The organism is Solirubrobacter phytolaccae, from assembly GCF_027587195.1.
Taxonomy (GTDB): domain Bacteria; phylum Actinomycetota; class Thermoleophilia; order Solirubrobacterales; family Solirubrobacteraceae; genus Solirubrobacter; species Solirubrobacter phytolaccae.
Genome location: NZ_JAPDDP010000013.1, coordinates 114,335 through 128,080 on the forward strand (window position 1 = coordinate 114,335; position 13,746 = coordinate 128,080).

Sequence of the window (13,746 nt, forward strand, 5' to 3'; positions counted from 1 at the left end):
ACGCGCCGGTATGGAGCTCATACCGGCGCGTGAATCCCGCACCTGGACGCTGCTGATGTTCGGGGCCGCGGCGCTGGTCGGCCTGCCGCTGATGGTCTGGCGCGCGCACGTCGACGACGAGCTCGGCGAGGCCGCGGAGGTGTTCGCGCTCGCCACCGCGACCGGGCTGCTGATCGTGGCCGCGTGGTCGGTGTGGCGGACCCGCTGGACGCTGCGGCGCGCGAAGCCGGCGCCCGCCGACGCCCACGTCGTCGCGCGCAAGACCAGTTGGCGGGCGGCGTTCGTCGCGTTCGGCGTCGTCGGCGGCTTCGCGCCGTTCCTGCGCTCCGGCTTCGAGGAATCCAGCGCCGTGTTCGCCGCGTTCGGCTACGGCCTGTGCCTCGGCGCCTCGCTCGCGATCGCCTACGGCCTCTGGTACCTGCGGCGGGCCGAGCGCCGAAAAGGGCTCGAGCTCTTCGTCGGCAACCGCCAGTACTACGTCCAGTAGTACACCGGATCGTCACGAATCCGGTCAGTCGCAAGACATAGCGTCGCGAACGCTATGAAATTGACGCTCCCCCGACGGCTCGCTCTCGCGGCCGCGACGATCGCCAGCGTGGCCTTCCCCGCCGCCGCGATGGCGCAGGGCACGCCCCGCTCGAGCTTCCTGCTCGGCGTGCTCCCCGACACGCAGTTCTACTCGCGCTACGCCACGCCCGGCGCCGGCGACCTGTTCATGGCCCGCTACGGCACCGAGCCGTACATCGAGCAGACGAAGTGGCTCGCCGCGAACAAGGACAACCTGAAGATCCCCTTCGTCACCCACCTCGGTGACATCGTCGACCGCGCGACCGTCACCCAGGAGTGGGACGTCGCCAGCGAGGCGATGAAGGTCCTCGACGACGCGAAGCTGCCGTACTCGATCGCCAACGGCAACCACGACGCGACCCAGAACCCCGCGACGGAGCTGTTCCCGCGCTACTTCCCGAACTCGCGCGCGCAGGCGCAGGCGACGTTCGGTGGGCGGGACGCGTCCGGCCTCTCCGAGTGGCACACGTTCACGGCCGAGGGCCGGAAGTTCCTCGTCCTCGCGCTGGCGTGGCCCGCCGACAACGCGACGATCGCGTGGGGCAAGAGCGTCGTCGAGGCCAACCCGACGCTGCCCGTGATCCTGACGACGCACGACCTGCTCGCGATCAAGAGCGACGCGGTCTCGCCGCTGGAGACCGAGTCCGGCCTGCGTCTGTGGGACGGCCTGATCAAGGACCACGATCAGATCTTCCTGACGATCAACGGCCACAGCCACGGCTCCGCGCACCTGCGCAAGACCAACGCCGCCGGCCACAGCGTCGACCAGATCGTCTGGGACTACCAGATGGCCTACCAGGGCGGCAACGGCTACCTCGGCCTGATCGAGTTCGACTTCTCCAACAAGCGCATGGCCACGACGGTCGTCTCCCCGTGGGTGCGTCTGAAGCCGAAGAACACGCTCGTCGGCGAGTACGACATCGCCGTCAAGCCGGGCCCGAACGAGAACCTCAACATGCCGATCGACTGGGACCAGCGCTTCGCCGGCTTCCAGACCGCGCCGGCGCCGGTCGCCGCCGCCAACGGTGACCTCGTCGCCGCCGCCAAGGCCAAGGTGCTCGAGGGCTTCGAGGAGCCCGAGGTCGTGCTCCCCAAGCTGCCGCTCAACGACACCGACTTTCCCGAGGTCGCGGGCACCGTCGCGCACTGGCGCTTCGACCCGGCCAAGACCGGCACGCTGGCCGTCGGTGACGTCGGCGCCAAGGACATCACCGCCGGCGCCGACATGCGCCGCGCCGCGCTCACCGGTCCGTCGCAGCTCGACGACCTGAAGATCTCGACCGACCACCACTCGCTGTCCTCGGACGCCGCGAGCGCCTGCTTCCAGAACAACAACGCGGGCCGCAACTCCTTCATCAACACGGCCACGGGCCAGGCCATCAACGCCAACGCCTTCCCGAACGGGTTCACGTTCGAGACGTTCATCAAGATCGACGAGGCCTGGAACGCCACGAACAACCAGTGGAACGGCGCGATCAGCCGCGAGGGCGTCCGCCGCGAGGTCGCCAACGTCCTCAACCCGGGCTACAACTACGACGAGCCGACGTTCGCGCTCGGCGTCTCCAACCTGCGCGAGATCCAGTGGAACGCGCTGGGCATCTCGGCCCAGGGCAACGGCTACCGCGAGCGCACGAACTGGTCGGGCGAGATCCTGACCGGCCGCTGGATCCACATCGCCAACGTCAACGACCCGGTCGCCAAGACCTCGACCCTGTACGTCGACGGCGCGCCGGTGCTGCGCAACTCGATCGACGCCGTCGGCCTCGCCACGGCCAACCAGCCGTGGCGCATCGGCTCCACCAAGGGCAGCGGCTGGCTCGGCTGCGTCGGCGAGACGCGCATCGTCGACCATGCGACGACGCCGGACAAGTGGCTCACGCAGCGTCGCTATCTCCCGGTCGACGCCGAGGCTCCGGTCGGCGGCAGCGTCCCGGCGACGCTCGCCCTGACGCTGGGCACGCCGGGCACGTTCGGCGCGTTCACGCCGGGCATCGCCAAGGAGTACACGGCGACGACGAAGGCGACCGTGACCTCCACGGCCGGCGACGCGACGCTCACGACGAGCGAGCCGGGCTACCTCACGAACGGCGCGTTCGCCCTCGCCCAGCCGCTGAAGATCGAGCTCGCCAAGTCGGTCTGGACCGGCCCGACGTCGAACGAGGACGTCAACGTCACGTTCAAGCAGGCCATCGGCGCGAACGATCCGCTCCGCACCGGGTCGTACTCGAAGACCGTGACCTTCACGCTCTCGACGACCAACCCGTAAGCCGCCTCGCGAGCGGTCGGTGCGACTACGTTTCGTAGTTCACCGGCCGCTCACAGAGCGGTCACAAATGTGGAGGGTCGGCCCGCGTAGCGTCGCGCGGCGATGAGACTGACGCTCCCCCGCCGGCTGGCGCTTGCCGCCGCGACGATTGCCTCTGTGGCGTTCCCCAGCGCCGCGATTGCCCAGGACACGCAGCGCTCGAGCTTCCTGCTCGGCGTGCTCCCCGACACGCAGTTCTACTCGCGCTACTCGATCCCGAGCTCCGGCGAGCTGTTCATGAACCGGTTCGGCACCGAGCCGTACATCGAGCAGACCAAGTGGCTCGTGGCCAACCAGGGCAACCTCGAGATCCCGTTCGTCACGCACCTCGGCGACATCGTCGACCGCGCGACCACCACGCAGGAGTGGGACGTCGCCGACGAGGCCATGAAGGTGATGGAGGACGGGAAGCTGCCGTACTCGATCCTGGCCGGCAACCACGACGTGACCGGCAACCCGGCCACGGAGCCGTTCCCGCGCCGCTTCCCGGCGACGCGCGCCGCTGCTCAGTCGACCTTCGGTGGGCGTGACGCGTCTGGCATGCACGAGTGGCACAAGTTCACGGCCGAAGGCCGGACGTTCCTCGTGCTCGCGCTGTCGTGGGAGCCGACCGACGCCGCGCTCGAGTGGGCAAAGGGCGTCATCGCCGCGAACCCGGCGCTGCCCGTGATCCTCACGACGCACGACATCCTCGGCATCGCCTCCGACGCGGTCACGGCCGTCGAGGGCACGCAGGGGCGTCGTCTGTGGGACAAGCTGATCAAGGACAACGATCAGATCTTCCTCACGATCAACGGCCACAACCACGGCGCCGCGCACATGCGCAAGACGAACGCGTTCGGCAACAGCGTCGACCAGATCGTCTGGGACTACCAGATGGCCTACAACGGCGGCAACGGCTACCTCGGCCTGCTCGAGTTCGACTTCACGAACAAGCGCATCCAGTCGACGGTCGTCTCCCCGTGGATCCGCCTGAAGCCGAAGAACACGATCGTCCCGGAGTTCGACCAGGCCGTCCGCACCGAGCCGGGCGCGAACCTGAACCTCGCGATCGACTGGGACCAGCGCTTCTCGCGCTTCGCGACCGCGCCGGCGCCGGTGGCGCCGTCCAACGGCAACCTGATCGCGGCCGCCAAGGCCAAGGTCGTCGAGGGCTACGAGGAGCCGTCGGCCACGCTGCCGAGCCTCCCGCTCAACGACACCGACTTCCCGCAGGTCGACGGCACCGTCGCGCACTGGCGCTTCGACAAGACCAAGACGGGCGCGCCGCAGCCGGGCGCCGTCACCGCGACGGACATCGCCAAGGGCGCCGACATGACGCGCGGCGCGCTGACCGGCTCCGCCGCCCTGGCCGACCTGCAGATCTCCACGGACCACCACGCGCTGTCCTCCAACGCCGCGTCCGCCTGCTTCCAGAACAACAACGCCGGCCGCGTGTCCTTCATGAACACGGCCACGGGCGCCGCGATCAACCAGAACGCGTTCCCGAACGGCTACACGGTCGAGTCGTTCGTGAAGATCGACCCGGCGTGGTCGGCGACGAACAACCAGTGGATGGGCGCGCTCAACCGCGAGGGCACGCGCCGCGAGATCGCCAACGTCGTCAACCCGGGCTGGAGCTGGGACGAGCCGGCCTTCACGCTGAGCATCTCCAACCTGCGCGAGGTCCAGTGGAACTCGCTGGCCATCTCGGCCGACGGCAACGGCTACCGCGAGCGCACGAACTGGTCCGGCGAGGTCATGCCCGACCGCTGGATGCACATCGCCAACGTCAACGACCCGGTCGCCAAGACCTCCACGCTGTACGTCGACGGCGCGCCGGTGCTGCGCAACTCGATCGACGCTGTCGGCCTCGCGACCGCCAACAAGGCGTGGCGGATCGGCTCGACCGGCGGCAACGGCTGGTTCGGCTGCGTCGGTGAGACGCGCATCGTCGACCACGCCACGTCCCCGGACCAGTGGCTGACGCAGCGCCGCTACCTCCCGGCCAAGGAGGAGACGACGGTCGGCGGCGCGGTCCCGGCCACGCTCACGCTCACGCTCGGCGCTCCGGGCACGTTCGGCGCGTTCGTCCCGGGCCTCGGCAAGACCTACACCGCCACCACGGAGGCCACGGTCGTCTCGACGGCCGGCGACGCGACGCTGACGGTCACCGACCCGAGCACGAACGCCACGGGCCACCTGGTCAACGGCGCCTTCTCGCTGCCCAAGCCGCTGGCCGGCCTGGGCGTCGTCAAGACGTGGAACGGCCCCACGTCGAACGAGAAGGTCCCGGTCGTCCTGACGCAGGAGATCGGCTCCAGTGACGCGCTGCGCACCGGCTCGTACTCGAAGGCGCTGACCTTCACGCTGTCGACCACCACCCCGTAGACCCGCCTCGTAGTAGCTTCCCGGGCGACGTTCCTGTCGCCCGGGAGAGGGGTCTCCATGAAGCGCGCGCTGCTGCTCACGGCTCTGTTCGTCTCGATCTTCGCGGCGCCGGCGGTCGCCGCCGGGCCGTCACCGGGCGCGCCCGGGATCGGGGACCCGCTGTTCCCGACGCTCGGCAACGGCGGCTACGACGTCCAGCACTACGACGTGGACGTCAAGTACGGCCGCGCCTACACGGACCCGGTCGAGGGCACCGTCACGATCCTCGCGCGCGCGACGCAGGCGCTCTCGCGCTTCAACCTGGACTTCGCGGGTCGCAGCGTCGGGGCGGTCGTGGTCAACGGCGCGCCCGCGCAGTGGCGGCGTGACGGCTCCGAGCTCGTGATCACGCCACGGCGCGCCATCAACAAGGGTGCGCTGTTCGTCGTCACAGTGAGCAGGTACGTCGCGGTGCCGACGGTCCCGAACGACGATCCGTCGTCCACCGCGCTGTTCGTGCACCCGAGCGGCACGGCGACCGCGCCGCAGCCGGACCTGGCGCGTTACTTCCTGCCGTCCAACGACCACCCGCGCGACAAGGCGAGCTTCGACTTCCGCTTCGACGTGCCCGCCGGCCAGACCGCGGTCGCGAACGGCGTGCCGCTGGCGAAGTGGACGAGCGGCGGGCGCACGCACTCCGTGTTCGTCCAGCGCCAGCCGATGGCCACCGAGCTGATCCAGATGGCGGTCGGCGACTACGACATCACCAACGAGGGCTTCCACAACGGCGTCTTCCTGCGCGAGGTGACGGCGCGGCCGCTCACCGCCCAGTACCTGCCGCTGCTCGATCCGACGCGCTCGCAGCTGGACTGGATGAAGGCGCGGGCGGGCGCCTACCCGTTCGACCTCTACGGCTCGCTGGTGGTCGACGCGGGCCTCGGCTTCGCGCTGGAGACGCAGACGCTCGAGCTGATCGACACCTTCTGGTACGAGGACTACGGCAAGGGCACGTGGGACGCGACGCTGCTGCACGAGATGTCGCACATGTGGTTCGGCGACTCCGTCGCGCCCTACTCCTGGAGCGACCTGTGGCTCAACGAGGGCCACGCGAGCTGGTACGAGTTCACCTGGGGCGAGGAGAACGGCGTGCTCGAGGAGGACACGACCGGCTACCCCGACGACCAGGGCTACGCGACGCTCGACGCGCTGATGAAGGCCGTCTACGCGCACGGGGACGAGTGGCGCGCGGAGTCCGGTCCGGTCGCGGCGCCTTCGAGCGCCGACGAGCTGTTCGCCTACCAGCGCTACCACGGCGGCGCGCTGGTCCTGTACGCGCTGCGCCAGAAGGTCGGCAACACGGCCTTCCTGCGGATCGAGCGCGCCTACCCGGAGCGCTTCCGCGACCGCTCGATCACCACGGACGACTTCATCGCGCTCGCCGCGCAGGTGTCCGGCCGCGCCGACGTCGTGCCGTTCCTGCGCGAGTGGGTCTACGGCACCAAGACGCCGCCGATGCCGGGCCATCCGGACTGGACGGTCAACGCCGTCGGCACGCAGCGGACGGCCACGATCCCGGGCAGGAGGGCGCCTCGGAAGTAACTCCTACCACGTTGGTAGGCTTTTGAGGGCGATGATCTTCACCACGAAGGCCGAATACGGGGTGCGGATGCTGATCCAGCTCGGCACTCAGGGGTCGGGTCACCCGGTCTCCCTGAAGGCGATCGCCGAGGCGGAGAACCTGCCTCTGGCGTACTGCGAGCGGATCGCGGCGCTCCTGAAGAAGCACGGTCTCGTGGTGTCCACCCGCGGTGCGCACGGCGGCTACGTGCTCGCCAAGCCCGCGGAGGAGATCACCATGGACCAAGCGGTGCTCGCGCTCGAGGGTGCGATCGCGCCGATGGACTGCTTCCTCGACGACCACAACGGGCGCGTCCAGTGCTCCCATCACGGGGAGGAAGCCGGTGGCGCCTGCGCGACCAAGCTGCTGTGGACGCGCGTGCAGATGGGGGTGATCCGCTCGCTGCAGCGGACCACGCTCGCCGAGCTGATCGAGTTCGACTCGAAGAAGCCGACGCCCGCGCTGCCCACCCCTGTCACGACCTCCTAGAAAGAACTGATGGCCGAGCTCCAGATCAAGAACCTGCACGTCACCGCTGCGGACAAGCAGATCCTCAAGGGGGTCGACCTGCACGTCCGTCCGGGTGAGTTCCACGCGCTGATGGGCCCGAACGGCTCCGGCAAGTCGACGCTCGCGAACGTGATCATGGGTCACCCGAACTACGAGGTGACCGAGGGCGAGATCCTCTTCAACGGCGAGGACATCACGGAGGCCGACCCGGACGAGCGCGCCCGCGCCGGCCTGTTCATGGCCTTCCAGTACCCCGTCGCGATCCCGGGCGTGACCGTCGCCAAGTACCTGCGCATGGTCATGAACGCGCACCGCGAGGGCCGCGGCGAGCCGTCCATCTCGCTCAAGGACTTCCGCAAGACGGTGGAAGCCGCGATGGAGCTCACGAAGGTCCCGAAGGAGTTCTCCTCGCGGTACCTGAACGAGGGCTTCTCCGGTGGCGAGAAGAAGCGCATGGAGATGCTCCAGCTCGCGCTCACCAAGCCGGCGCTGGCCGTCCTCGACGAGACCGACTCGGGCCTGGACATCGACGCGCTGAACACCGTCGCCGCCGCCGTCAACACGGTGTCGCAGGAGACGGGCATGGGCGTGCTGATCATCACGCACTACCAGCGCATCCTGCACATCGTGCAGCCCCAGTTCGTGCACATCATGTTCGAGGGCCGGATCGTCAAGGAGGGCGGGCCGGAGCTCGTCGCCGTGCTCGAGGAGAAGGGCTACGGCTGGATCGGCGAAGAGGTCGCGGCGGCCGCAGCATGAGCCTCGCGGTCCCTACGTCCTCCGAGTTCCCGACCCTCGCACGCGAGGGCCTGGTGTATCTCGACACCGCGGCCACCTCGCAGACCGTGCGGCCGGCGCTGGAGGCGATGGACCGCTACTACGAGACGTACCGCGCCTCGATCCACCGTGGCATCTACTCGATCGCCACGGAAGCGACGGACGCGTACGAGCTCGCACGCGAGCGGGTCGCGAAGTTCACGGGCTCGACGGCCCGCGAGACGGTGTTCACGAAGAACGCGACGGAGGCGATCAACCTCGTCGCGTACTCGTGGGGCCGCGCGAACGTCGGCCCGGACGATCTCGTGGTGCTCTCCCAGATGGAGCACCACGCGAACATCGTCCCGTGGCAGCTGCTCGGCTGCAAGCTCGCCTACATCCCGATGCTCGACGACGGGACGCTGGACCTCGAAGCGTACGACGAGCTGCTGGCGCGTTCGCCCAAGCTCGTCGCCGTCGCGCACGTCTCCAACGTCGTCGGCACGATCAACCCGGTCGCGGAGATCGTCTCCCGCGCGCACGCGGCGGGCGCCGTCGTCCTGGTGGACGGCGCGCAGGCCGTGCCTTCGCTGCCGGTGGACGTCGCGGAGCTGGACGCGGACTTCTACGTCTGGACCGGGCACAAGGCCTACGGGCCGACGGGCATCGGCATCCTGCACGGTCGCCGGTCGCTGCTGGAAGTGATGCCGCCGTTCCTGGGCGGCGGGCACATGATCGCCCGGGTCGGTGACTTCGAGTCCACCTACGCGGAGCCGCCGACGCGTTTCGAGGCGGGCACGATGCCGATCGCCGAGGCGATCGGGCTCGGCGAGGCCGTCGAGTGGCTGGCCGCGATCGGGATGGAGAACGTCCGCGAGCACGGGCGCGACGTCACGGCGTACGCGCTGGAGCGCCTCGGCGAGGTGCCCGGGCTGTCGATCCACGGCCCGGCGGAAGCCGACGGGCGCGGCTCGCTCATCTCCTTCGCGCTGGAGAGCGCGCACCCGCACGACGTGGCCGAGATCCTCGGCCGCGAGCAGGTGTGCGTGCGCGCCGGCCATCACTGCGCGCAGCCGCTGATGCGGCGCCTCGGCGTCCCGGCTTCCACGCGCGCGTCGTTCGCCGTCCACGCCACGCGCGATGACGTCGACCGGCTCATCGATGCCCTCGGCACGGTTCAGGAGATCTTCGCCTAGTCATGGACGACCTCTATCGCGAGCAGATCCTCGAGCACTACAAGCGCCCGCATCACTGGGGCGAGCTCGAGAACCCCGACATGGAGTACTTCGACACGAACCCGCTGTGCGGCGACGAGTTGAAGGTGCAGATCAAGGTCGCCGACGGGAAGGTCAGCGAGGTGGCCTTCTCCGGCCACGGGTGCGCGATCTCCCAGGCCGCGGCCTCGATGACCTCCGACGAGCTGATCGGGATGCCGGCGGCGCAACTGCTCGAGCTCGACCGTGAGTTCGTGCTCGACCTGCTGGGGATCGACATCTCCGCCACGCGCATGAAGTGCGCGCTGCTGTCGCTGAAGGTCATCAAGTCCGCGGGCCTGGGGCACGCGGCTTCTTGGGAGACTGCTTAAGCGGGGGGCCTCGGGGGGCGGCAGCCCCCCCGGTGCATTTCTTAGCCGCGGCCGCGGTTCTGCTGCTTGGGCATCTGCCGCGGCATCGGCTTCAGCGCCGGCCGCGGTGCCTGCTTGGGCGGCAGCATCGGACGCTTCATCGCCGGCTTCTTGGCCGAGGGTTGGCGTTGCATATAGACGCTCCTTGGAAAGAGATTTCCGTACCGGGAACTACCAGGCGGTGGAGGTGCGTCAGAGAATGATCATGCGCTTGAAGGTACGCGGTTGATCACGCGGAGTTGGTGCGGGCAGCCGTACAGTGGCTTTCATGAAGCTCTTGCCGCTCGTCCTGCTGGTTTGTCTTGCGCTTTTCGGCTGCGGGGGTGATGACGAGCCGTCGGCGCCGGCCGCGACGAACACGCCCGCGGCTTCGGCCACGGAGGCTCCTGCTGAGGACGCGGGTGGCGACGCCGGCGGCGAGGCCGAGGTCCGCGAGATGTTCGAGGACTACACGCAGGCGCTCGCGGACCGCGACTGGGACGAGGCATGCGACAACCTCGCGCCGGAGACGACCGAGAAGCTGAAGGCGAACATCACGCAGCTCGGCGTGACGAACCCGCCGAGCGACTGCGAAGGGCTGATGAACCAGCTCTACGACACGATCGACAAGGACCCTGCGGCCAAGAAGACGATCGACGACATCACGGGGTCGGCGCAGGTGGACAAGGTCACGATCACCGGGGACAGCGCTTCGGTGAGCTGGAGCGCGACCGTCAACGGCCAGAAGACCCCTGTGACGCAGTCCGCCCGCATAATCGACGGCGAGTGGAAGCTGATCGACGTGAACTAGAGCTCGCCGCGACGCGCGAGATCCTCGAGGTCCTCGGGCGGTGCGCGTTCGAGCTCGAGCCGGTGTTCGAGACCGTGCTTGGCCAGGCCGTGCGCCTGTGCCGGGCCGATGCCGGGCTGATCTACGTGCTCGACGGCGAGGCGTACCGGGTGGAGGTCGCGCTCGGCGCCTCGCAGGCGTACCGCGACTACATCACCGCCGTGCCGATCTCCGCCGGTTCGGGGACGCTGGTGGGGCGCGTGGGGGCGGAGCGTCAGACGGTGCAGATCCGCGACGCGCCCGCCGATCCCGGCTACACGATGTCGCGGGCGATCGAGCTCGGCGGCTTCCGCACGATGCTCGGCGTGCCGATGCTCGACGGTGAGCGCGTGCTCGGCGTGATCGTGCTCTGGCGCGAGACCGTCGACCCGTTCGACGAGCGCACCGTCGAGCTGGTGACGACGTTCGCCGCCCAGGGCGCGATCGCGATCCAGAACGTGCAGACGGCGCGCGAGCTGGAGGTGGCGTCCGGGCACAAGTCGGCGTTCCTGGCCTCGATGTCGCACGAGCTGCGAACGCCCCTGAACGCCGTGATCGGCTTCAGCGACGTGCTCTTGGAGGAGATGTTCGGGGCGTTGAACGAGCGGCAGACGGAGTACGTCCGCGACATTCGCGACTCCGGCCATCACCTGCTCGAGCTGATCAACGAGATCCTGGATTTGTCGAAGGTGGAGGCGGGGCGGATGGAGCTCGAGCCGTCGTCGGTGTGGCTGCCGGGGCTGCTCGAAGGCGGGTTGGCGTTGGTGCGCGAGCGCGCGATTCGGCAGGCGTTGACGTTGGGGCTGGACGTCGGCGAGGGCGTCGGGTCGGTGTGGGCGGACGAGGTCAAGCTCAAGCAGGTCGTGGTGAACCTCTTGACGAACGCGGTCAAGTTCACGCCGTCCGGCGGGGCCGTGGAGGCGCGGGCGTGGGTGGACGGCGAGGAGGTCGTCGTGACCGTGCGCGACACGGGCGTCGGCGTGGCGGTCGAGGATCAGGCGCGGATCTTCGAGGCCTTCCAGCGCGGGGATCGGCGGGCGTCGGTCGAAGGCACCGGGCTCGGCCTGACTTTGTCGAAGCGGTTCGTCGAGCTGCACGGCGGGCGCATCTGGGTGGCGAGCTCGGTGGGTGCGGGCAGTACGTTCGGGTTCGCGATCCCGGTGGGTGCGCCGTGAGGGTGCTGGTCGTCGAGGACAACGAGCGCAACGCGAAGCTCGCGCGGGACGTGCTGTCGTTCGCGGGGTTCGACGTGGTGGTGGCTTCGTCCGGTGAGGCGTGCTTGGAGGTCGTCGGTGGTGTCGATGTCGTGTTGATGGACATCAACCTGCCGGGGATGAGCGGGGTCGAGGCGTTGGCCGCCTTGCGCGAAGTGGGGGTGACCGTGCCGGTCGCGGCGTTCACCGCGCACGCGATGCACGACGACCGCGACCGTCTGCTCGCCGCCGGCTTCGACGGCTACATCGAGAAGCCCGTCGACGTGCGCGCGCTGCCCGGCCAGGTCGAGGCGCTGCTGCGCTCATGATCCTCGTCGTCGATGACCTGCCGCAGAACGTGCGGCTGCTGCAGGCGGTGCTGTCGCCGCGGGGCTACGAAGTCGCGGTGGCGACGTCGGGCGAGGAGGCGCTGGCGCGGCTGGCCGAGGGTGGCATCGACCTCGTCCTGCTCGACATCGTCATGCCGGGCATGGACGGCTACGAGGTCTGCCGCGCGATCCGTGCCGATGGCGCGACCGAGTTCCTCCCCGTGGTGATGATCACGGCCTCGGGCGAGCAGGAGAAGAAGCGTGCCTTGGAGGCCGGCGCGGACGACTTCGTGGCCAAGCCGTTCGACCATGCGGAGCTGTTGGCGCGGGTGCGGTCGTTGCTGCGGATCAAGCGCTACCACGACGAGATCGAGCGCTACACGGCCGGTCTGCGGCAGTTCCTGCCGCCGCAGGTCGCGGAGCTGGTCAAGGCGGACCCGAGCGTGTTGGAGAGCCACCGGCGCGAGGTCGCGGTGGTGGTCTGCGCGCTGCACGAGTTCGCCGCGTTCGCCGAGACGGCCGCGCCCGAGGACGTCATGCGCGTGTTGTCGGCGTACCACGAGCACGTGGCGGTCGCGGTCGACGCGGTGGGCGGCACCTTGGCGCGGCTCGCGGGCGACGCGGTGACCGTGGTGCTGAACGACCCGCTCGTCGTCGAGGACCCGGCCGGCGTGGCCGTGCGCCTGGCTTTGTCGCTCCGTGACGCGGTCTGGTCGCTGGGCGAGGCCTGGACGCGACTCGGCTTCACGTTGTCGCCCGCGCTGGGCGTGTCCTTCGGCCACGCGACGATCGGCCGGATCGGCAGCGAACGCCGCTGGGAGTACGCGCCGGTCGGGCCGGCGCCGCTGCTGGCCGAGCGGCTCTGCGAGGTGGCCTCGGCTGGGCAGATCCTGCTGTCGCAGCGCTCGTACGCCGCTGCGGACGTCGTCGCTATCGCGACTTCGTTGTCCCTGCGTGGCTTCGATCAGCCCGTGTCTGCCTGGGATTTGGTCGGCGTCGAGTAGCGGAGCTCAGTCCGGGTGGCGTGCGGCGGGTTCGTGCGCGTCGGGGAGCACACCGTCGGGCGCCGCGTCAAGAAATTCATGTCCGAGCGGCGTCGGGACTCGAGGCCGCTCCAGGAATTTCTTGACCCGACGCGGCCGGTGCGCTCTTGTGCGGATGAGTGGCTGCGCCGGGGTGCGCCCGGGCGCGGGCCGAGTGCGCTCGTTCGGTCTTGGTGCCACGCGAACCGCGAGTTTTGTACCTATGCGGTCGTTTTCTCGAGGTTCGCGTGGCGCTGGCCACGCGAGCGCTGACTTTGTTCCCGGTGCGGGAACAAACCCGAGGTTCGCGTGGCGGGCGCGCTCTGGTCCCGCGCGGGGGCTTCGCCGGCCCCAGCCGGCTTGACCAGCCCAGAGCGCGCCGGCCGCGTCGGGTCAAGAAACTCGTGACGACGGCCGCGCACCCCGCCACCGTGGCGGGCATGAGTTTCTTGACGCGGCGCCCGACGGTGTGCTCCCCGAGCGCGGCGGCGTAGCGAGACGCGTCGCGCGCGGAGCTCCACGGCGATGGCGCGGCGGGCCGTTGGCGCGGCGGGACGTTGGGCGCGACGTGGGCGCGTGGCGTGGCGCGCGTGGCGCGATGGCGTGCCGTGCCGTGGCGCGGTGCCGTGGCGTGGCGCGGTGCCGTGGCGTGGCGCGGCAGGGCC

12 protein-coding genes are annotated in these 13,746 nt (G+C 69.6%); all 12 read left to right on the plus strand.

Features of this window, described 5'->3' with window-relative positions; translation table 11 throughout:
* Window positions 1-10 precede the first annotated feature (10 nt).
* The 12 genes from OJ997_RS09590 to OJ997_RS09645 all read left to right on the plus strand — a co-directional run bounded on the left by OJ997_RS09590 (window position 11) and on the right by OJ997_RS09645 (window position 13,063).
* Window positions 11-487, plus strand: coding sequence for a hypothetical protein (locus OJ997_RS09590; RefSeq protein WP_270024863.1), 477 nt, complete (start codon window positions 11-13; stop codon window positions 485-487).
* 54 nt (window positions 488-541) lie between these two features.
* Entirely contained in the window at window positions 542-2,833 is a 2,292-nt protein-coding gene (locus tag OJ997_RS09595) for a LamG-like jellyroll fold domain-containing protein (RefSeq protein WP_270024864.1), read from the plus strand.
* A gap of 102 nt (window positions 2,834-2,935) precedes the next feature.
* Complete coding sequence (locus OJ997_RS09600; protein ID WP_270024865.1) at window positions 2,936-5,242, plus strand: LamG-like jellyroll fold domain-containing protein; 2,307 nt, start codon at window positions 2,936-2,938, stop codon at window positions 5,240-5,242.
* Window positions 5,243-5,299: 57 nt separating this feature from the next.
* Window positions 5,300-6,820: a M1 family metallopeptidase gene (locus OJ997_RS09605; RefSeq protein WP_270024866.1), complete on the plus strand. Its 1,521-nt coding sequence runs from the start codon at window positions 5,300-5,302 to the stop codon at window positions 6,818-6,820.
* A 31-nt stretch (window positions 6,821-6,851) separates the two neighbouring features.
* Window positions 6,852-7,328, plus strand: coding sequence for an RrF2 family transcriptional regulator (locus OJ997_RS09610; protein WP_270024867.1), 477 nt, complete (start codon window positions 6,852-6,854; stop codon window positions 7,326-7,328).
* A 9-nt stretch (window positions 7,329-7,337) separates the two neighbouring features.
* Window positions 7,338-8,108 (plus strand): Fe-S cluster assembly ATPase SufC, encoded by a 771-nt coding sequence (gene sufC / locus OJ997_RS09615; RefSeq protein WP_270024868.1) that lies wholly within the window; start codon window positions 7,338-7,340, stop codon window positions 8,106-8,108.
* Complete coding sequence (locus tag OJ997_RS09620) at window positions 8,105-9,301, plus strand: SufS family cysteine desulfurase (RefSeq protein ID WP_270024869.1); 1,197 nt, start codon at window positions 8,105-8,107, stop codon at window positions 9,299-9,301. Before sufC ends, OJ997_RS09620 begins: the two co-directional genes overlap by 4 nt.
* A 2-nt stretch (window positions 9,302-9,303) precedes the next feature.
* Window positions 9,304-9,690, plus strand: a complete 387-nt coding sequence (locus OJ997_RS09625) for an iron-sulfur cluster assembly scaffold protein (RefSeq protein ID WP_270024870.1) — start codon at window positions 9,304-9,306, stop codon at window positions 9,688-9,690.
* Window positions 9,691-9,997: 307 nt separating this feature from the next.
* On the plus strand, window positions 9,998-10,519 hold the full coding sequence (locus tag OJ997_RS09630; RefSeq protein ID WP_270024871.1) for a hypothetical protein: 522 nt from the start codon (window positions 9,998-10,000) through the stop codon (window positions 10,517-10,519).
* Window positions 10,495-11,712, plus strand: coding sequence for a GAF domain-containing sensor histidine kinase (locus OJ997_RS09635; RefSeq protein WP_270024872.1), 1,218 nt, complete (start codon window positions 10,495-10,497; stop codon window positions 11,710-11,712). The genes OJ997_RS09630 and OJ997_RS09635 overlap by 25 nt, the downstream gene beginning before the upstream one ends.
* The gene (locus tag OJ997_RS09640) at window positions 11,709-12,059 is read left to right on the plus strand and encodes a response regulator (RefSeq protein ID WP_270024873.1); all 351 of its coding nucleotides are present in this window, start codon (window positions 11,709-11,711) and stop codon (window positions 12,057-12,059) included. Before OJ997_RS09635 ends, OJ997_RS09640 begins: the two co-directional genes overlap by 4 nt.
* Complete coding sequence (locus OJ997_RS09645) at window positions 12,056-13,063, plus strand: response regulator (protein WP_270024874.1); 1,008 nt, start codon at window positions 12,056-12,058, stop codon at window positions 13,061-13,063. Before OJ997_RS09640 ends, OJ997_RS09645 begins: the two co-directional genes overlap by 4 nt.
* Window positions 13,064-13,746: the final 683 nt, after the last annotated feature.